Here is a 19,215-nt window from a genome sequence, read left to right as displayed (position 1 = left end):
ACGCAGTGGGCACCGACAGCGACCAGCACGACCCCGCACGCGACGGGATCGCCCGCACGATCGGCCGTGTGGTGCTCGGGGGGTTCCTGGCGTTCGCCGGGATCAGCCACCTGACGACCGGACGCGCGGAGTTCCAGGCGCAGGTGCCGTCGTGGGTGCCGGTCGACGCCGACCTGGTCGTCGTCGGCTCGGGCGTCGTGGAGATCGCCCTGGGGACCGCGCTGGTCGTGACGCCGCGGCGGTACCGCCCGTGGGTGGGTGCGGCGGCCGCCGCGTTCTTCGTCGCGATCTTCCCCGGGAACGTCGCGCAGTACCTCGAGGGCAACGACGGGTTCGGGCTCGACACCGACGCGAAGCGACTCGCGCGGCTGCCGTTCCAGGGGGTCCTCGTGCTGTGGGCCCTGTGGTCCACGGGTGCGTGGCGGGCCTGGCGCACCGCGCGGGCTCAGCCGACGGTGCCGGTCCCGGGGTCGCGGGGCGTCAGGCAGTAGACCAGCCCTGCGGGGTCACGCAGGACGGTCCACGGGTGCGCGTCGTCCACCACCCGCGCGCCGAGCACCCGGTGCTCGGCGGCCACCACGTCGACGTCGGCGCCGCACGCGAGGTCGAGGTGCGCCGTCACCGTGGTGCGCGGGTCCTGCGCACCGAGCTCCTGCAGCATCAGCCGCAGCGGGACGCCCGCCGGCCGGTGCAGCACCGTGAACTCCGGACGGGACCCGGCGCGCGCGGGCCACCCGGTGAGCGCCGTCCAGTACGCCACCTCGACCACCAGCAGCGCGGACGGGACGTCGAGGCACAGCTGGTCGACCCGCGCGGTCCCACCGAGCGGACCCGTCACCGGCTCCGGGCGGACCCGCTCCCCCGCGTCGGGCACCAGGCAGTGGACGAACCCCCCGGGCGAGGCCAGGACGACGTGCTCCTCGCGCAGCAGCACGCGCGCACCGAGCCCGACCGCGCGGCCGGTCTGCGCGGCGACGTCGGCGACGTGCAGGTCGAGATGGGTGCGCGGCGCGGCGTCGAGCTGCTGGACCCGGAGGAACGCGTCCCCCTCGGCAGGCAGCAACGTCCGGACTGCCCGTCCTCGCCGCGGGGCTCCGAGTGGGTCGTCGCGGTGACGGCGGCCCAGAACGCGCTGCCGGCCGGGTGCAACGGCGCAGGCAGGTCGACGAACGCGGTCGTCCAGGTCACGGTCACGGACCGCACGCTAGCCGCTCCGTCCGACACGCCCACGCCCGGCTGCCCCCGCACGAGGTGCGGAGGCAGCCGGTGCGATCACGACCCGTCAGCAGCTCATCGACGCGGCCGAGCCGCCGTCAGCCGACCTTGACGAGCTGCCACTGCTGGTTGGCTCCGTTCCAGCTCGTGTACTGCACCACGTTGCCGCCGTCCGCCGTCGAGGCACCCTGGACCTCGAGCGCCTTGCCCGAGTGCCTGCTGACGAGCGAGGCGTAACCGTTCGCGATGGTCACGGTCCACTGCTGGTTCGCTCCGTTGGTGTCGGACCACTGGACGATCTCGCCACCGTTGGCGGTCGACCATCCGGACACGTCCAGCATCTTGTTCGAGATCCGCGACTTGACGCGGTACGCGCCGTTGCCCGCGCTGACGAACTGCCACTGCTGCTGGTTGCCGTTGTTGCGGGCCCACTGGACGATGTCGGCGCCGTCGGCGGTCGACAGGTTGTAGACGTCGAGCGCCTTGCCGCTGTTGCGGTTCACCAGCACGTACCAGGCGTTCGTGTCGATCGACGTCGCGCCGCCGTTGTCGCCCCCGCCGTTGCCGCCGCCGCCGGTGTTCCCCGCGTTGAGGGCGTTGAGGGTCGAGGTGTAGGCGGCCTTCTTGTTTCCCGCGGCGTCGAACAGCAACGGGTTCGCTCCCGTGCGCCACGAGTCGGAGTCCCGGACGCCCCAGACGGTGATGCCGGTGCAGCGGGCCACGCCCAGGCACGCCTCGACGACCTGCCGGTAGGCGTTGGCCTGGTTCGACCCCTGCTCGATGTCGAGCTCGGTGATCTGCACGTCCACGCCCAGGTCAGCGAACCGCTGCAGGTTGGCCCGGTAGTCGCCGGGGATCGTCGTGCCGAAGTGCGACTGGAACCCGACGCAGTCGATCGGGACGCCACGGGACTTGAAGTCGCGGACCATGTTGTACACGCCGGTCGACTTCGGGTTGATCGAGTCGATGTTGTAGTCGTTGTAGCAGAGCTTGGCGCCCGGGTCGGCGGCACGGGCGGCACGGAACGCGGCCTCGATCCAGTCGTTGCCCGTGCGCTGCAGGTTCGAGTCACGACGGCCGCCGCCGTTGCCGTCCGCGAACGCCTCGTTCACGACGTCCCAGCTGTGGATCTTGCCGCGGTAGTACGTCGCAACGCGCGTGACGTGGTTGATCAGCGCGTTGCGCAGCGCGGTGCCGGACATGTTCTGCATCCAGCCGGGCTGCTGGGCGTGCCAGGCCAGGGTGTGACCGCGGACCTTCTTGCCCTGGCTGATGGCGTGGTTCACGATCCGGTCGCCGTTGGTGAAGGTGAACTGGTTCTGGTTCGGCTCCGTGGCGTCCATCTTCATCTCGTTCTCGGCCACGATCGAGTCGAACTCACGGTTGACGATCCCCATGTAGGTCCCGTCGTTCATCCGGCCTGCCGCGATCGCCACACCGAAGTAGCGGCCGCGCTCGTTCGCCGACTGGCCCAGGGTGGTGCCGGCCGCGGCCGGTGCGGCCAGGGCGAGCGCGGTCGTCGCGGTCAGGCCCGCGACCGCGAGCAGGGCGGTCGCCGTGCGCAGCCTGCTGCGCCGGGTGGGTGGTGGTGTCGTGGTCACGTCGTCACTCTCTTTCTCGGGGGGCGGGCGGGCGCGCCGGGGCGCCCCGTCCGGTCGAGCGGTGGGGGATCGGGATGGTGCGGGTGGGGAGGTCAGCGGGTGCGGGCGGCGGTGCTCACGGCGTCGTGAGGTCGAAGCTGCGGACGGTGACCGCACCACCCAGGCTGCTCGTGGCGTGGTTGAAGATGCCGAACCGGTAGCCCATGAAGAACTGCCAGTCGTTGTTGAGGGTGAACGCCGGCCCGAGGGTCCGGAACGTCGTCCCGTCGGTGCTGTAGGAGAACGTCGCCTGCCGGCCCGAACCCGGGCGGATGTCCGCCGACGTCCGCAGCCAGATCCGGCCGCCGGTGACGTCCGCGCTCGCCCGTTCGCTGCCGGTGCTCGTGGTCGCCCACGACGAGCTCATCGTCAGCCCGTCGGTCATGACGACCCGGGTGGCACCGTTGCCGCCCTTGACCACGCCGATCCACGCGGACGACTGCCGCAGCATCGCGAGCCCGGCACGGTCGCCGTTGGCCATGGCGGAGTAGTCGAGCTCGACCGTCGCGGTGGACGACGGCCCCTGGATGCGGTGGGTGAGGGTGTTGCGGGCGGCGTACAGGTCGTTCGTGACCGTCGCCGTCTGCAGTCGCAGCCCGTTGCCGACCGAGAACCGGCTGGTGTCGGGGTTGTGGTTCCACTCCCACCGGTGCCCCAGGCGGGTGCCGCTGAACGTGTCCCTGCCCGTCATGGGCGCCACCGTGCGCGTCGTGCTGATGTTCGGCCGCGGGTAGGTCGTGCCCCACCGGCCGTTGACGGTCTGGACGCTGGGCCAGCCGTCGGTCCACGTCAGCGGTGCGAGCGTGGGCATGCGACCGCCCGGGTAGGCGTCGGTGAACGCCATGTACCACCAGTCGCCGTTCTGGGTCTGCACGATGCCGCCCTGGTGGGGCACTCCCCCGCCGCTGATGGGGCCGGGCAGGTCCAGCAGCACCTGGCGCTGCTCGTAGGGGCCGAACGGCGAGCGCGAGCGCAGCACGTACTGCCCGTTGGCGGGCCGCGTCAGCCAGATGTAGTAGTAGCCGTCCTTCTTGTAGAACCGGGCGCCCTCGAGCGTCCCGATGTTCGAGGGCGTCTGGTACACCTGCTGCGCCCGCACCTGCTGCGTGCCGTCGGCGTTGAGCTGCGCGACGCTGATCGTGCCGTTGCCGTACGCGATGTACATCGTGTCGTCGTCGTCGATCAGCAGGCCCGCGTCGTAGTAGCAGGTGTTCATGCGCGCCTTCTTGGTCCACGTCCCGTCGACGGACGTGGCGGTGTACACGTACGTGCGGTTGAACTCGGCGCAGCCGTACCAGTAGTAGGTCTGGTTGCTGGGCCGGTAGTTCAGCGTCGACGCCCAGATGCCCTTGACGTACCGGTTGCCGCCGGACAGGTCGTACTTCGCGTCGTCGAAGTCGAGGCGCGGCACGGAGTGACCGGCGTACTCCCAGTTGACGAGGTCGTAGGACCGCAGGACCGGCGCGCCCGGCGAGTAGTGCATCGTCGAGGCGGAGTAGTAGTACGCGTCACCGACGCGGATGATGTCGCCGTCGGCGAAGTCCTGCCAGACGACCGGGTTGGTGAACGAGCCGGTGACCGGCGGGGTCGTCGTCGTGGGTGTGGGTGTGGGGGTGGGTGTCACGGTGCTCCCGACGGGCACGAGCTGCCACTGCTGGTTGGTGCCGCCCCAGGGGCTGTACTGGACGATCTCGGCGTTGTCGTCGCGCGAGGCGTTCTGCACCTCGAGCGCCTTCCCGGAGTGACGGCTGATCAGGGAAACGTACCCGTCGGTCGTGTCCTGCAGGCGCCACTGCTGGTTGGCGCCGTTGCCGTCGGTCCACTGGACGACCTTGCCGGCGTCGGCGGTGGACCAGCCGTGGACGTCGAGCACCTTGCCCGAGTGCTGCGAGCGGATGCGGTAGTAGCCGCCGCCGGAGTCCACGAAGCGCCACTGCTGGTTGGCGGCCGTCCCCCGCGTCCACTGCGTCAGGCGCGCGCCGTCGGTGGTGGCGAAGTTGTAGACGTCGAGCGCCTTGCCGCTGTTGCGGTTGACCAGCACGTACGACGTCGCGGGGTCGACGGTGGCGGCGGACGCGGCCGGTGCGAGCGCGGTGCCGAGGACACCGGCGGCCGCGGCGGTGGCCAGGGCGGCGGCGAACGCGACCAGCCGGCGACGACGGCGGGGGGTCGGGTCGGAGACGGGCATCGGTGCTCCTCAGGACGGGGACGAGCGTGCCGGAACGCGCCACGAGGGGCGCCTGTGATCGTTCACAACCCGCCAGGAATGACAGCGCTGTCAGCCGTGGGGATCGGCGCCATGCTGCCCTTCCCTCCGCCCCTCGGACAAGACCCACCGGATCGTCGAAGCGTTTCACCGGTCACCCGTGCGGGTGAGACCGGCCCGTCGTGCCGTGCCTCAGCGGGGAGGGTGCGCCGGCAGCGTGACGGTGAACGACGTGCCCTCCCCCACGGTGCTCGTCACCTCGACCGTCCCCCCGTGCGCCTCCACGACCGCCTTGGTGATCGACAGCCCCAGGCCCACCCCGGGGATCGCGCGCTGCGTCGCGGTACTCGCCCGGTAGAAGCGCTCCATCAGCCGCGACAGCTCCTCCGGGGGGATGCCGATGCCCGTGTCGCGCACCACGACCGTCGCCCCTCCGCCGCGGGTCGGGGCGACGGCGAGGTGCACGGCGCCGTCGCGCCCCGTGAACTTCACCGCGTTCGCCACCAGGTTGTCGATCGCCTGCCCCAGCCGCACCGGGTCCGCGCGCACGGGCGCCGGGCGCAGGTCCCCCGCGAGCGTCACACCCGCCGTCGACGCGACCGGGCCCGCCGACTCGATCGAGGCCCGCGCCACCGTGGCGACGTCGACGTCCTGCGGAGCGATCGAGAACGTGCCCGCGTCGACCTGCGCCGTCAGCAGCAGGTCGCTCACCAGCCGCAGCTGGCGCCGTGCGTTGCGGTCGATGATGCCGAGGTACTCCCGCTGGTCCTGCGTGAGCTCCTCCGTGCCGTCGAGCATCAGCTCGACGTACCCGAGGACCGACGTCAGCGGTGTGCGCAGCTCGTGGCTCACCAGCCCGACGAACTGGTCCTTGAGCCGCGCGGCCTCCCGCTCCGCGGTCACGTCGGTCGCGACCACGACGTACCCGGCGACGCTCCCGTCCGGCTCAGTGCGGCGCGTCACCGCCGGGTGCACCGTCACGTGGGACCCGTCGCTCCGCACGTACGTCCAGTCCACCGCCGGCGACCCGGCCTCGCCGCGGCGCGGTGCGACCAGGGCCGCGATGAGCGCGTCCTGCATGTCGCGCCAGGACGCCTCGCCCGTGCGTGCCTGCACCTCGTCACGCAGGTGCAGGTCCGTCAGGTGCCGACGGCCCACGACCTCCCCCTGCGGGTAGCCGAGGAGGCGTTCCGCCCCCGCGTTGAACACCTCGATCCGGCCCCTGGCGTCCGTGGCGATGATGGCCTGCTCCGTCGCGGAGTCGATGACCGAGACGAGCTGGTCGTACGCGGCCGCCCGGATCGCCACCGCGCGCTCGAGCTCCGCCGCCGTCGTGCGCGCGTGGCGCAGCAGGTCGTCCTGCTCCGCCTGCAGGCCCGCGAGCGCGTCGTTGCGCGACCGCAGCCGCGTCGTCGCCTCGTGCACGAACAGGCCGATGATCAGCGCGATCGCCGCGACGAACAGGCTGCGCATCAGCACGGGGCCGGACGTCATGCCGGAGGTCCCGAGCCAGAACTCGACGAGGACGGTGATGGCCGCGATGGCCGAGCCCGCGAAGGCCCCCGGCAACCCGGCCCGGATGGCCAGCATGAGGGCCGGCAGGAGCACCATGCCGGCGTAGGGCGACAGGGGGCCGCCCGTGCCGTACCGCAGGGCACCGACCACGACGAACTGCAGCAGCGTGAGCACCTCGGAGGCCAACGGGGGGAACCGGCGCCACGGGACGGCGGCCGCGAGCACCAGGATCGCCACCGTCAGCACGGCGGCGAGCACGACCGCGACGCTCGACGTCGGCTCCAGCCCGTTGACCAGCAGGCCGAGCATCGCCAGGGCGAACAGGACGGTGAAGGGCAGCTGCCGCTCGACGACCGACGCGCCCATCCCGAGGTACCGCGCCACGGGCCCCAGGGTCCCCCGGCTCGACGGGTCGCGTGGGAGGGCCTGCCTGGTGCTCACCGGGCGGCCGCCACGACGAGCAGCACGAGCGCGGTCAGCACGACGCCCGCGAGCCCGGCCACCGCGACCCAGCGCTCGGCGCGGCGGTTCGCCGTCACCTCGGCCTGCAGCGCGTCGTCGTCGAGCGCCGCCCACCACCGCCCCCCGTGCTCCGGCCCCACCTCCGGTGTGCTCATCCCGCCACCGTCCCCGTCTTCTCGGTCTTGTCCCACGTCTGCTCCGCCCCGCGCCACTCGCGCACGTACGCGGCCAGGGTGATCGCGCACAGCAGCGGCCCGTACCCCACGAGGTACAGCAGCGGCTTGGACAGCACACCGAGCACCGGCCGGCCCTCCAGGTCGTGGACCAGCCGGGCCAGCACCATCGACAGCACGGGCCAGGAGTAGAGCAGCAGCGTCCCGACGGCGATGCCCGTCGGCGTCATCTGCAGGCCCAGCAGCTCGGGGACCTGCACCTCCCACAGCTGCGGGTCCGCCGACGCGACGACGAGCGCGAGCGCACCCACCCCCGGGAACAGCAGGCCCTCGAACCACGAGCGACGCGCGGTCTCCAGGTCGACCAGCAGGGTCGTCACCGTGATGAACAGGTACGTGGCGATGCCGAACCACCACAGCTCGCCGAAGATCGCGGCCGCCGTCCCCGGCGAGGCGAAGTACAGCCCGATCAGCCCGACGGACGCCGCGATCAGCGTGAACGGCAGCGCGAACACCGAGAACCACACCACGCCGAAGTCCACGCTCCCGAGCCGCTGCACGCGCGAGGGCCGGAACCACACGTGCCGGAACCGGTGCGTGATCTGCACGTTCCCGCGCGCCCACCGCACCCGCTGCTTCCACAGCGCGCGCACCGAGTCCGGCTCCTCGGCCAGCACGACGGCGTGCCCGTCGAAGACGACCTTGCGCCCGTCGAGCTGGGTGAGGAACGTCGTGAACGTGTCCTCCGCGAGCGTCGAGGTGTCGATCCGCCCCCCCACGGCCTCGAGGTTGGCGCGGGTGTGCAGCTGCGCGCCGCCCGCGAGGCACGCGATCGCGCCCATCACGTTCTGTGCGCGGCGCGCGCACGCCTGCGCGGTCACGTACTCGAACCCGATGAACCGCGCGACGGCCCCCGGGTGCCGGCTGCCCTCCCGGATGTACGCGGTGACGGCCCCCACGCGCTCGTCGGCGAGGTGGCGGGTCATGCGCCGCAGCGCGTCCGGGCGGTAGATGACGTCGGCGTCCATGATGAGCAGCGCCTCCATCCAGTCGTCGGTCAGCAGGTGCGCGATCCCGTGGTTGAGGGTGTGCGCCTTGCCCTGGCCGCCCTGCTCGCGGCGCAGCAGGACGATGCGGCCGGGGTACTCGGCCGACTTGGCGCGCACCACGTCGGGGGTGTCGTCCGTGCTGGCGTCGTCGACGACGAAGACCCGCAGCCGCTCCGGCGGGTACTGCAGACGCATGAGCCGCTCGATCGACGCGGCCAGCACCGCGCCCTCGTTCCACGCGGGGACGATCACGGCGACGCGGGGCAGGCGCGGCGCGGCCCGGTCCAGGTGGTTGCGGAACCCGTGCACCGGCACCAGCAGGTACTGGTAGATGCCGCCGACCGCGGGCAGCAACCCGATCGCGACGAGGGCCACGAGCACCGCGACGAGCAGCGCGTGCCACGTGCCGTCGCTCACGGCGCCGCCCCCACCCACCTGTACACGCCGACGTCGCTCGCGCGGTGCGCGTCGGTCGACGCGACGAGGGTCACGCCCGCCGCGCGCCACCGCTCGGTGATCCGCGGCCCGGGGCAGCGCCACTTCTCGTTGACCTCGGCCGGGGTGCCCGTCGCGACGAGCACGCGGGCGAGCTCGTCGAGCAGGTCGTCGGGCACGTCGTCCTCGGTGAGCCCGATCTTCGGCAGGATCGAGAACGGGTGGGCGAGCTGCGCCCGCCCGGCACGTCCGACGGCCCTGACCGTCGCGGTCACGACGAGCTCGACGACGTCGGCCGACGTCACGCGCCCCTGCGTGAGGAGCCGCATCGTGGTCGCCGGGCTCCACGGCCCGTCCGTCCCGGGCACCTGGTGGTCGGCCAGCAGCACGCGGTCCGGCCCGTCCGGGGTGCCGAGCGCCGCGAGCACCTGGGGCGGTGCGTCGATCGCGCCGGACGCGTCGAGGATCTTGGCCTCCACCCCGGTCAGGACGTGCAGCCCCGGCACGTGCGGCAGCGCCCGGACGGCGGCGAGCATCTCGGGGACGTACGTGGTCGAGACGCGCACGTGGTCGACCATGCGGACCTCGCGCAGACCCGCGCGCCGCGCCGCGTCGAGGTTCTCCGCGAGCGTGCTGACGGCGTCGTCCGAGAACGTCGAGTGGACGTGGTGGTCGCCGTCGACCCGCGGCATGTCGGTGGTCGCGCCGCTCACGGCTCGGGGAGCACGTCGGCGACGGGCAGGAACACGTCCTCCAGGTAGCGCACGTTGGCCAGCTCGACGAAGTCGAGGTGCCGCGGCAGGGCCCGGCCGAGGACGTCGTCGAGCACGAGGGACGGCATGTCGACGCCCGCCGCGATCGTCAGCGGCATCGCGCCCGGGAATCGCGGGTTGACCTCGAGGAGCCCGGGCACGCCGTCGGCGTCGCGCTTGAGCTGGACGTTCGCGACCGACGTCAGCCCGACGGCTCGCGCCACGGCCGTCGCGGTGGCGACGAGCTCGTCGTCGTGCACCGTGACGCCCGCGACCGCGACTCCCGAGTCGACGCGCAACCGTGCGCGCGGCACCGCCGCGATCACGTGTCCCGTCGCGTCCGCGAGGACGTCGACCGAGTACTCCTGGCCGGGCAGCATCTCCTGCACCAGCAGGTCGTCGTCGTCGTGCACGGCGTCCAGCTCCCGGGCTGAGTCGATGGTGCGTACACCGCGCGACCCTGCACCGCGCCGCGGCTTGACGATGACCGGGAAGTCCCAGCCCGACAGGGCCTGCGGCGTGCCGAACAGCTCGGTGCGCGGCACCCGGACGACCCCCGTGCACGCGTGGGCGAGGGCGAGCTTGTCGAGGCACGTGTCGAGGGTCCGCAGCGACGGCGACGCCAGGAGCGTCCCCGCGGCCGCGAGGAGGTCGCGTGCCGCGGCCAGCCGCGGCAGCTCGACGTCCACGGTCGGGAAGAGCACGTCGATGTGGTCGGCGGCGCACATCTGCCGGACGACGTCGACGAAGTCGTCGGCGCGGCCCGCGGGCACGAGCCGGCGGCGCTCCGCCGCGACGAGGTACAGGCCGCTCGCCCAGCGGTCCATGTCGGCCGCCACCACGTCGACGTCGCCGCGGCGCAGCAGCGAGCGGATGACGGCGACCCCGGCGGGCCCGCCCGCGCCGGTCACCAGCACGCGCGTCATGCCGGCGCCTCGCCCGTCCGCGGCTCGGGCATCTGCGCGACGAGGCCGACCGCACCGGTCGTCGCACCCGCTCCGGACAGCATCGCCGCTGCGCGCACCGTCTCGAGCGGCTCGGCGTAGGCGCCCGTGCCGAACCGGGACCAGTACCGCGCGGTCGAGCGGACGACGTCCGGCTCCATGTAGTCCCGGTGCGACTGCGACGTGAAGGCCGCGAGCATCTCGAGCTTCGTCTCGACGAACCCGTCGACGGGGACGAACCTCGTGGGCCGGAAGTCGAGGGTGCACGACGGGCTCTGGAAGCACGCCACCGACGGCACCTTGCGTGTCGCGACCATGACCGCCTCGTGCACGGCGCGGTGGTCCTGGTGCCGGTCGTGCGCGGAGTGCGTGTAGACGACCGTGGGGCTCAGGTCGCTCACGGCCTCCTCGACGACGGCGATGAGACCGCCGGCCGCCTGCATGCGGGTGTCCTCGAAGTCGTGCAGGAACAGCCGGGCGCCGATGACGGCCGCGGCAGCGAGGGCCTCGTGCCGGCGGGTCTGGCTGTCGCCGCCGACCGCACCGCCCGACATCGTGAGGATGACGACCTGGTGACCCGCTGCACGGTGCGACGCGAGCGTCGCGCCGACGCCGATCTCGACGTCGTCCGGGTGCGCGCCGACGGCCAGCACGACGTCGCGCGGCCCGACCGCGTCCCGCCGTGCCTGACCCACGGCGGCCAGGGCGGTCACCCGGTCGAGCAGCGTCGCGGCCGCGACGGGCTTGACGAGGAACTCGTCGGCGTCACGGCGCAGCGCCTCGACCGCGTAGTCGACCGACGCGAACGCCGTCATGACCGCGACCGGCACACCCGGAGCCCGCGACCGCAGCTCCCCGAGCAGCTCGAGCCCTGACATGCCGGGCATCTGGATGTCGGTGAGGATCACGTCCGGCACCTGCTGGTCGACCTCGGCGAGCGCCGTCATGGCGTCGCCTGCCACGACGACGTCCATGCCGCCGCGTCGCTCCAGCACCGTCCGTACGAATCCTGCGGTGTCCGCGTCGTCCTCGACGACGAGCACACGTGTCCGTCTCTGCGTCACTGCTTGCCTCCCACCCCCGTGAGCAGCGCCGTGACCCACGCTACGGGGGCGACGCGGTCGCGTCCTCATCCCGCGCCGCACGCACGCGGACGGAAAGGGACGATCGACGCGAAAGGGCCGCCAGGGCGCCGCCCGCGGTGACCACGACCGGGTGAAAGTTGGCGAACGGGTGGCCCCCGCCCCCCGGCGCGCCGCCCGTCGGCCGGGCCGGGGACGCGGCACGATGCGCCGCATGACTGCCCGCCCGGACCCTGACGTCGGCGCCGCGGCGCCGCGCGCCGTGCCGCGCCGCGCCGTCGCGGGGTACGCGCTCGGCTCGGTCGGCACGGGCGGCTTCGGCACCCTGCCCGGCCTGGTGCTGGCGTACTACCTGACGGACACCCTGGGCGTGGCCGCCGGGCTCGCGAGCCTGGTCGTCACGGTGCCGAAGCTGTGGGACGTCGTCATCGACCCGTTCATCGGTGCACGCTCGGACGCGTCGGCCGCCCGGCACGGCTCGCGCCGCCGGTACCTGCTCGTCGGGGCGCTGAGCCTGCCGCTGCTGTTCGCGGCGCTGTTCGCGACGCCGGCCGCGCTCACCGGTCCCGCCGCCGCGGCGTGGGTCACGGTGACGTTCGTCGCCGCCGCGTCGGCGTTCAGCCTCTTCCAGGTCCCGTACATCGCGCTGCCTGCCGAGATCGCGCCGACGTCCGCGGCCCGCACCCGCCTGCTGGGCCCACGCATCGCGGTGCTGGCGGTGGCGATCCTGGCGTTCGGCGGCGGCGGCCCCCTGCTGCGGGACGCGGCCGGCGGCGGCCGCTCCGGGTACCTCGTCATGGGCGCCGTCTGCGGTGCCGTCATCGGCCTCGGGATGCTCGCCGCGTGGTGGGGTGCGCCGCGACGCACCGCCGTCCCCGCGCCGGAGCCCGGCGCCTCGCCCGTCGCCCCCCGGCCTGCCCGGCGGGGCGACGCGCTGCGCGCGGGGCGCGCGGCGCTGCGCGAGGTGCCGGCGTTCCGGGTGCTGCTCGCGACGTTCGTCCTGCAGGCCCTGGCGACGGGCGCCATGCTCGCGGCCGCGCAGTACGTCGCGACGTACACGCTCGGGTCGCAGTCCGCGGTGACGTTCCTGTTCGTCGCGCTCGTCGCCCCGGCCCTGCTCGTCATGCCGCTGGCGACGCGGCTCGCGCACCGGATCGGCAAGCAGCGCGCGCTGGTCGCGGCGTCCGTGCTGTTCGCGGTCGCGGCCGCACTGCTGATCCCTGCGCGCGCGGCCCCGGGGGCCTGGGTCTACGTGCCCGTCGCGCTGGCGGGGGTCGCGTACGCGGGCCTCCAGCTCTACCCGCTGGCGATGCTCCCCGACGTCGCCGCGGTGGACGCCCGCGAGCGCGGCGCGGACCGTGCGGGCGTGCTGGCCGGCGTGTGGACCGCCGGGGAGACGGCGGGTCTCGCGCTCGGACCGACCCTGGTGCTGGCGCTGCTCGCCGTCACGGGCTTCGTGTCCCGCACCGGCGACGAGGTCGTCGCGCAGCCGGGGTCGGCGCTGACGGGGATCGTCGTCGCGTTCTCGCTGCTCCCGGCGGCGCTGGTGGCGCTCTCGCTCGTACCCCTGTCCCGGTACCGTCTGTCCGCCGCCGACGTCGACCACCCCCGGAGCGCCCGATGACCCGCCCTGCCCCCGAGGTCCTCGCGGAGCTCGCCGCGCTGCGCGACGCGGACCCGCCGACCCACGGCGGCCGGGTCCTGGCGTACGTGTACGACCACGGCCGTCCCGAGCTGGACCGCCTGGCCGAGCAGGCGGCGACCGCGTTCCTGCCCGTCAACGGCCTGGACCCGACGACGTTCCGCTCCGTCGCCGTCCTGGAGCGCGCGCTCGTCGCGCGGGGCCGCGCGCTGCTCGGGGGCGACGACGAGGTCGTCGGGTCGGTGACGTCGGGCGGGACCGAGTCGTGCCTGCTGGCCGTCAAGGCGGCGCGCGACCTGTGGCGGGGGGCGGACCCGGCGCGCGCGGTCGGGCGTGCCGTCCTGGTCCTGCCGACGACCGCGCACCCGGCGTTCCACAAGGCCGCGGCCTACCTCGACCTCGACGTGGTGGCGGTGCCCGTCGACGTCGCGTCGGGGCGCGCGTCGGCGACGGGACTGCTCGCGGCGCTCGACGAGGCCGGGGAGCGCGCGGCGCTGGTCGTGGTGTCCGCGCCGTCGTACCCGTTCGGCGTCGTCGACCCCGTGGCGGAGGTCGCCGCAGGTGCCGCCGCGCGGGGCGTGGCGTGCCACGTCGACGCGTGCATCGGCGCGTTCGTGCTGCCGTGGTGGGGCGACGTCGAGCCGTGGGACCTGCGCGTGCCGGGCGTGACGTCGCTGTCCGCGGACCTGCACAAGTACGGCTACGCGCCCAAGGGCGCGTCGCTCGTGCTGCACCGCGGCCGCGACCGGCACCGGGCGCAGTACTTCGCGACGACCGCATGGCCCGGCTATCCCGTCGTCAACCCGACCGTGCTGGGGTCGCGCGCCGCCGGGTCGATGGCCGCGGCCTGGGCGGTGGGCGAGGCGCTGGGCGACGACGGCTACGCGGACCTCGTCTCCCGCACGCGGACCGCGACCGCCACCGTCCGGGCCGCCGTCGACGCGTGCCCCGGCCTGCGGGTCGTCGGCGAGCCCACCGGTCCGCTGCTGGCCGTGGCCGACGACGGCGGCGTCGACCCGTTCCGCCTGGTCGACGCGCTGCGCGGCCACGGCTGGCTCGCGCAGTGCCAGCCGGCGATGACCCAGCCCGACGGCACCGTCCTGCCCCGCACCGCGCACCTGACCCTCACCGCCGTGACCGCCGACGTCGCGGACACCCTGGCCCGCGACCTGCGGCGGGCTGCCGACGAGGTCCGCGGCGCGGTCCCCGCCACGCCCGACCCGACGCTCGTCGAGCGCGTCCTGACGCAGGGCCTGCCCGTCGAGGTCGCGGGCGTCATGGCGACGCTGGAGGCGCTGCCCGCCGAGGTGGTCCGGCCCGCGCTCGTCGCGGTGCTGCAGGCGGCGATCGACCCGGGGCCCGTCGGCGGCTGAGCCCTACGGCTCGGCGCGCAGGCCGGGCCCGGGCCGCGTTGTCCCGACCCTGACAGCATGGACGGATGACCCGCTCCCCCGATCCCCGCGACTACGACCTCGACGGCCTGCGGGTCCGGGTCATGGCCGAGCACGGCGGGACGGTCGACGACAGCATCCCCCAGCTGGCTGCGGCCGATCCCGACCTGTGCGGGCTCGCGCTCGTGCTCACCGACGGGACGCTCCTGGCCAGCGCGCAGGCCGACGTGCGCTTCAGCGTGCAGTCGGCCGTCAAGCCGTTCCTCTTCGCGCTCGCGCTGCTCGACACCCGGGGCGACGCGCTGGACCTCATCGGCATCGAGCCGACGGGCGAGGCCTTCGACGCGATCAAGCTCGAGACCGGCACCGGCCGGCCCCCGAACCCCATGGTCAACGCCGGCGCGCTGCTCACGGCCGCGCTCGTCGACGGGGACGACGTCGAGGCCCGCAACGACCGCATCCTGCGGGGCCTGTCCGCGTTCGCCGCCCAGGACCTCGAGGTCGACGAGGGCGTCGCACGCAGCGAGCACCTGCTGGGAGACCGCAACCACGCCCTGGCGCACCTCATGCGCGCCGAGGGCACCCTGGGCGTCGGCGCGGACGACGCCGTCGCGGTCTACGCGCGCGCGTGCGCGGTGCTCGTCGACGCGCGGGCGCTGGCCGTCATGGGTGCGACGCTCGCGTGCGGCGGCGTCAACCCCGTCTCCGGGGAGCGCGTCGTGCCGGCCGACGTCGCGCGCGACGTCGTGTCCGTCATGGCGACCTGCGGTGTGTACGACGGGTCGGGCCGGTGGATGCGCGGCGTGGGCATCCCGGCGAAGTCCAGCGTGTCCGGGGGGATCGTGCTCTCGACGCCCGGTGTCCTCGGCGGTGCCGTCATCAGCCCGCCGCTCGACGAGCAGGGCACGAGCGTCCGCGGCCGCCTCGCCTGCGAGGCGCTCAGCGCCGAGCTCGACCTGCACGTCTTCGGGTCGCTGGCGGCCTGACGCGCGTCAGGGCAGCGGCGCCGACGCGACGTACACCGTGTTCGTGGCGGCCGTGCGCACCTCGTTCGGGAACGTGATGACGTGGGCGGCGGCGTCCGGCATGGCGGCGCGCAGCCGCGCGAGGTACTCCGCGTCCGGCGCGTCGTCCGACCAGAGCGCGAAGACCCCACCCGGGCGCAGCCGCGCGACGACCTTCGCGATGCCCACCGCGGTGTAGAAGGGGGCATGCCCCGGGTGCAGGAGGTGACGGGGCGAGTGGTCGATGTCGACGACGATCGCGTCGACGCGCGGCACGTCGCTCGCGTCGTCGACGCCGGGACCGTCGGTCCCCAGCACGAGGGCGAAGAAGTCGCCGAGCACGAGCCGGCACCGCGGGTCACCGGCGACGCGAGGTCCGAGCGGGACGAGCCCGTCGCGGTGCCACCCGATCACCGGGGCCAGTGCGTCGACCACCACGAGCTCGCGCACCCGGTCGTCGTCCAGGACCGCCACGGCGGTGTAGCCGAGGCCCAGACCTCCGACGACGACGTCCAGCGGGCGGTCCGGCGCGTGCAGGAGGGCGATGCGTGCCAGCTCGGTCTCGGCCGTCGTGAACAGGCTGGACATGAGGAAGTCGTCGTCGAGCTTGACCTCGTAGACGTCCTCGCCGGTCCGGGGGTCGATCCGGCGACGCAGGCTGACCGCGCCGATCCGGGTCTCCTGGTGATCGAGCTCCTCGAAGCGCCGCCGTCCGTCCGTCACGCGGTCGCGTCGGGCAGGTGCACCGCGAGCAGGCACACGTCGTCCGTCGGGTGGGGGGCGAGCCGGGACACCAGGGTGTCGCACAGGGCTCCGAGGTCGTCGGCGGGCATGGTGGCTGCGAGGGCACGCAGCGCGTTCATGCCGTCGGTGATCTCGCTGTTGCGGTGCTCGACCAGGCCGTCGGTGTAGAGCAGCAGGGTGGAGCCCGGGGGCAGGGTGCTCTCGGTGGTCCGGCGGGTCGCCGAGCGGGTGACGCCGAGCAGGACGTCCTGCGAGATGTCGACGTACGCGGTGCTGTCGCCACGGATGAGCAGGGGTGGCGGATGACCGGCGGTCGCGACCTGCGCGATCCACCCTCCGTCACGGTGCGCGACGCGGACCACCGCGCACGTGCCGATGAGCTCCTCCCCCAGGTAGCCCAGGGTCTCGTCCAGCCGGGTGAGGAGGGCGCCGGGCGGCTCGTCGTAGCTGACGGCCAGCGCGCGCAGCGTGCTCCGGGCCTGCGTCATGCCCGTCGCAGCGGCGATGTCGTGGCCCGTCACGTCACCCACGACCAGCAGGAGGTCACCCGACGGGAGGACGAGCGCGTCGTACCAGTCGCCGCCGACCTCCGCGGCGGCGACCGCGGGCACGTAGCGGGCGACCGCGGTGAACGGCGCCATGTCCGGCAGCGCGGTGATCATGCTCCGCTGCAGCTGGACGGCGATCCCCGCCTGTGCCTGGAACCGGTCCGCGCGGTGCTCGGAGAGCTGGTTCTCGGTCGCGGCCGACAGGGCGATCGCGGCGTGGGCGACGAAGAGGCGGCCGATGGCGATGCTGAGGTCGTCGAAGGCATCCGGCCGCTTGGAGCACATGTTGAGCGCACCGAGGTTGTCACCCTCGACGAAGAGCCGGAGCGAGAGCATCGACCGCACGCCGCTCGCCTCGGCCGCGCGGGTGGCGAAGGCCGGCCAGCGGTCCTCGGTCCGCAGGTCCCCCGTGACGTACATGTCGCGGTCCCGGATCGCGGACAGGCACGGTCCCTGGTCGGTGTCGTACTGGATCAGGTCGACCTGCCGCGCGACGTCGTGCGACGCCGCCGGCGTGTAGATCCGGTCGGGCGCGAACAGGGAGACCGCAGCGTAGTCGCAGCCCGTCACGGTCGTGACCGCGAGGTCGACCATGCGCTGCAGGGTGTGCTGCGGGTCGGTCTCCGCCTGCAGGGCGCGCGCCACCTCAGCCATCGCATCAGCGAAGTCCGGAGCTATCGCGTCGCCCATACCCGGACGATACGCCCCTGGCGCAGACCGAGCGGCTCCCCCGGGCACGACGAAGGCCGCCGTCCCGGTGGGACGGCGGCCTCGCGACGTGGAGGTGGCGGGAATCGAACCCGCGTCCGATGACATTGAACCAGGGCTTCTCCGGGTGCAGTCCGCAGTAGATTTTCTCAGCCCCCACGATCACGCGAACAAGACGTGGACGGGCTCAGTCGGCTAAGAGTCCCGCCCGTCCCACCGACGAGGACGGACAGCAGTGGCTCCCTAGATGACGCCGGGAACTAGGACGGAAGCAAGCCTAGGCCGACGGACTTCGAAGCCTCGCTCAGGCGGCGAGGGCGAAGTCGGTGCGCTTGGAATCGGCACCTATAAGTTGCACGGAGCGTTCACGAGATAACCGTGCATCCTCGACCCGCTTCACCTGGATCGACGATCACCGTCGAAACCGATCACCCCCAAGGGTGTATTCACTTGTCAACCCGCCCCGTCCGCCCTGGAGGGGCGGGGAGACGTGGGCCCAGCGTACGTCACAACGCCCGCCGCGTCGCCGGGATTCCTGCGCCGTTGACCGTCGACGACGCCTGACCCGCACCGGGACCTCCTCGCCCGCGTCGCCCGGACGGTGGGGTGCAGGTGTCGGTGGGGTGCTCCACGATGGGCACATGGACCTGCCGGTGATGCCGCCCGTCAAACCGATGCTCGCGAGGTCGGTGAAGGAGATCCCCGATCTGGGGCACGTGGAGCCCAAGTGGGACGGGTTCCGCACGATCGTGTTCCGCGACGGGGACGACGTCGAGCTCGGCAGCCGCAACGAGAAGCCGATGACGCGGTACTTCCCCGAGCTCGTCGAGCAGCTCAAGGCGAACCTGCCCCAGCGGTGCGTCGTCGACGGCGAGATCGTCGTCGTGACGGGTGACCGGCTCGACTTCGAGGCGCTGCAGCAGCGCATCCACCCGGCCGCGAGCCGCGTCACGCTCCTGGCGGAGCAGACGCCCGCGTCGTTCGTGGCGTTCGACCTGCTGGCCCTGGGCGACGACGACCTCACGGGTCGACCGTTCTCCGAGCGCCGCGCCCTGCTCGTCGAGGCCATGGCCGGCGCGCGCGCCCCGGTGCACCTGACCCGCGCGACGGGTGACACGGCCGAGGCGCAGCGCTGGTTCACGCAGTTCGAGGGGGCAGGGCTGGACGGCGTCGTCGCCAAGCCGCTGGACGCGCCGTACCAGCCGGACAAGCGCGCGATGTTCAAGATCAAGCACGAGCGGACGGCGGACTGCGTCGTCGCGGGCTTCCGGTGGCACAAGTCCGGCGACGTCGTCGGGTCGCTGCTGCTGGGGCTGTGGAACGACGAGGGCAACCTGCAGCACGTCGGCGTCAGCGCGTCCTTCACGATGGTGCGCCGCGGCACCCTGCTCGACGACCTCGCGCCCTACCGGGACGTCGACCTGGCGGACCACCCGTGGGGGGCGTGGGCCGACCAGCAGGCGCACGCCGACCGTCGCCTGCCCGGCGCGGTCAGCCGGTGGAACGCCACCAAGGACCTGTCGTTCGTGCCGCTGCGCCCCGAGCTGGTGGTCGAGGTCGCGTACGACCACATGGAGGGTGACCGGTTCCGGCACACCGCCCAGTTCCGCCGGTGGCGCCCGGACCGCGACCCGCGGACCTGCACCTACGCGCAGCTGGACGAGCCCGTACGGTTCGACCTGGCCGAGGTCCTCGGCGGCTGACG

16 protein-coding genes and 1 other RNA gene are annotated in these 19,215 nt (G+C 73.5%); 5 read left to right on the top strand and 12 right to left on the bottom strand.

All coding sequences use genetic code 11. The features are described from left to right. Positions 1-5 precede the first annotated feature (5 nt). Complete coding sequence (locus OKX07_RS06935) at positions 6-491, top strand: hypothetical protein (RefSeq protein WP_265631105.1); 486 nt, start codon at positions 6-8, stop codon at positions 489-491. Here the strand turns inward: OKX07_RS06935 and OKX07_RS06930 are convergent. The 9 genes from OKX07_RS06930 to OKX07_RS06890 all read right to left on the bottom strand — a co-directional run bounded on the left by OKX07_RS06930 (position 446) and on the right by OKX07_RS06890 (position 11,455). Next, positions 446-1,126, bottom strand: a complete 681-nt coding sequence (locus OKX07_RS06930; protein ID WP_265631840.1) for a VOC family protein — start codon at positions 1,124-1,126, stop codon at positions 446-448. The two genes, OKX07_RS06935 and OKX07_RS06930, sit on opposite strands and share 46 nt — an antisense overlap. A 187-nt stretch (positions 1,127-1,313) precedes the next feature. Next, positions 1,314-2,816: an endo-1,4-beta-xylanase gene (locus tag OKX07_RS06925; protein ID WP_265631104.1), complete on the bottom strand. Its 1,503-nt coding sequence runs from the start codon at positions 2,814-2,816 to the stop codon at positions 1,314-1,316. A 115-nt stretch (positions 2,817-2,931) separates the two neighbouring features. After that, positions 2,932-5,043, bottom strand: a complete 2,112-nt coding sequence (locus OKX07_RS06920) for a family 43 glycosylhydrolase (protein WP_265631103.1) — start codon at positions 5,041-5,043, stop codon at positions 2,932-2,934. 210 nt (positions 5,044-5,253) lie between these two features. Continuing rightward, positions 5,254-6,960, bottom strand: coding sequence for a sensor histidine kinase (locus OKX07_RS06915; RefSeq protein WP_265631102.1), 1,707 nt, complete (start codon positions 6,958-6,960; stop codon positions 5,254-5,256). Between the two features lie 53 nt (positions 6,961-7,013). Continuing rightward, positions 7,014-7,193, bottom strand: coding sequence for a hypothetical protein (locus OKX07_RS06910; protein WP_265631101.1), 180 nt, complete (start codon positions 7,191-7,193; stop codon positions 7,014-7,016). Further along, positions 7,190-8,677, bottom strand: a complete 1,488-nt coding sequence (locus OKX07_RS06905; protein ID WP_265631100.1) for a glycosyltransferase — start codon at positions 8,675-8,677, stop codon at positions 7,190-7,192. The genes OKX07_RS06910 and OKX07_RS06905 overlap by 4 nt, the downstream gene beginning before the upstream one ends. Next, positions 8,674-9,387 carry a PHP domain-containing protein gene (locus OKX07_RS06900; RefSeq protein WP_265631839.1) on the bottom strand — a complete coding sequence of 238 codons (714 nt, stop codon included), beginning with the start codon at positions 9,385-9,387 and terminating at the stop codon, positions 8,674-8,676. Before OKX07_RS06900 ends, OKX07_RS06905 begins: the two co-directional genes overlap by 4 nt. Positions 9,388-9,404: 17 nt before the next feature. After that, the gene (locus OKX07_RS06895) at positions 9,405-10,373 is read right to left on the bottom strand and encodes an ATP-grasp domain-containing protein (protein WP_265631099.1); all 969 of its coding nucleotides are present in this window, start codon (positions 10,371-10,373) and stop codon (positions 9,405-9,407) included. Next, entirely contained in the window at positions 10,370-11,455 is a 1,086-nt protein-coding gene (locus OKX07_RS06890) for a response regulator (RefSeq protein ID WP_265631098.1), read from the bottom strand. The genes OKX07_RS06895 and OKX07_RS06890 overlap by 4 nt, the downstream gene beginning before the upstream one ends. Before the next feature lie 232 nt (positions 11,456-11,687). On the opposite strand from OKX07_RS06890, the gene OKX07_RS06885 reads away from it, so the two are divergent. From OKX07_RS06885 to glsA, 3 genes are all read left to right on the top strand, one after another. Next, positions 11,688-13,097, top strand: coding sequence for an MFS transporter (locus tag OKX07_RS06885; protein WP_265631097.1), 1,410 nt, complete (start codon positions 11,688-11,690; stop codon positions 13,095-13,097). Beyond that, positions 13,094-14,488, top strand: coding sequence for a pyridoxal phosphate-dependent decarboxylase family protein (locus OKX07_RS06880; protein WP_265631096.1), 1,395 nt, complete (start codon positions 13,094-13,096; stop codon positions 14,486-14,488). Before OKX07_RS06885 ends, OKX07_RS06880 begins: the two co-directional genes overlap by 4 nt. Before the next feature lie 65 nt (positions 14,489-14,553). Further along, positions 14,554-15,492 (top strand): glutaminase A, encoded by a 939-nt coding sequence (gene glsA / locus OKX07_RS06875; protein WP_265631095.1) that lies wholly within the window; start codon positions 14,554-14,556, stop codon positions 15,490-15,492. Between the two features lie 6 nt (positions 15,493-15,498). On the opposite strand, the gene OKX07_RS06870 is transcribed toward glsA, so the two are convergent. The 3 genes from OKX07_RS06870 to ssrA all read right to left on the bottom strand — a co-directional run bounded on the left by OKX07_RS06870 (position 15,499) and on the right by ssrA (position 17,946). After that, the gene (locus tag OKX07_RS06870; RefSeq protein WP_265631094.1) at positions 15,499-16,233 is read right to left on the bottom strand and encodes a spermidine synthase; all 735 of its coding nucleotides are present in this window, start codon (positions 16,231-16,233) and stop codon (positions 15,499-15,501) included. Continuing rightward, complete coding sequence (locus tag OKX07_RS06865) at positions 16,230-17,456, bottom strand: PP2C family protein-serine/threonine phosphatase (RefSeq protein ID WP_265631093.1); 1,227 nt, start codon at positions 17,454-17,456, stop codon at positions 16,230-16,232. The genes OKX07_RS06870 and OKX07_RS06865 overlap by 4 nt, the downstream gene beginning before the upstream one ends. A gap of 122 nt (positions 17,457-17,578) precedes the next feature. Then, positions 17,579-17,946: a transfer-messenger RNA gene (ssrA, locus tag OKX07_RS06860) on the bottom strand. Between the two features lie 205 nt (positions 17,947-18,151). On the opposite strand from ssrA, the gene OKX07_RS06855 reads away from it, so the two are divergent. After that, entirely contained in the window at positions 18,152-19,213 is a 1,062-nt protein-coding gene (locus OKX07_RS06855) for an ATP-dependent DNA ligase (RefSeq protein WP_265631092.1), read from the top strand. Positions 19,214-19,215: the final 2 nt, after the last annotated feature.

The sequence above is a fragment of the Cellulomonas sp. S1-8 genome, assembly GCF_026184235.1.
Classification (GTDB): Bacteria; Actinomycetota; Actinomycetes; order Actinomycetales; family Cellulomonadaceae; genus Cellulomonas.
The sequence above is the reverse complement of the archived record's forward strand: the minus strand, read 5'-3'. Positions and strand labels throughout refer to the sequence as shown.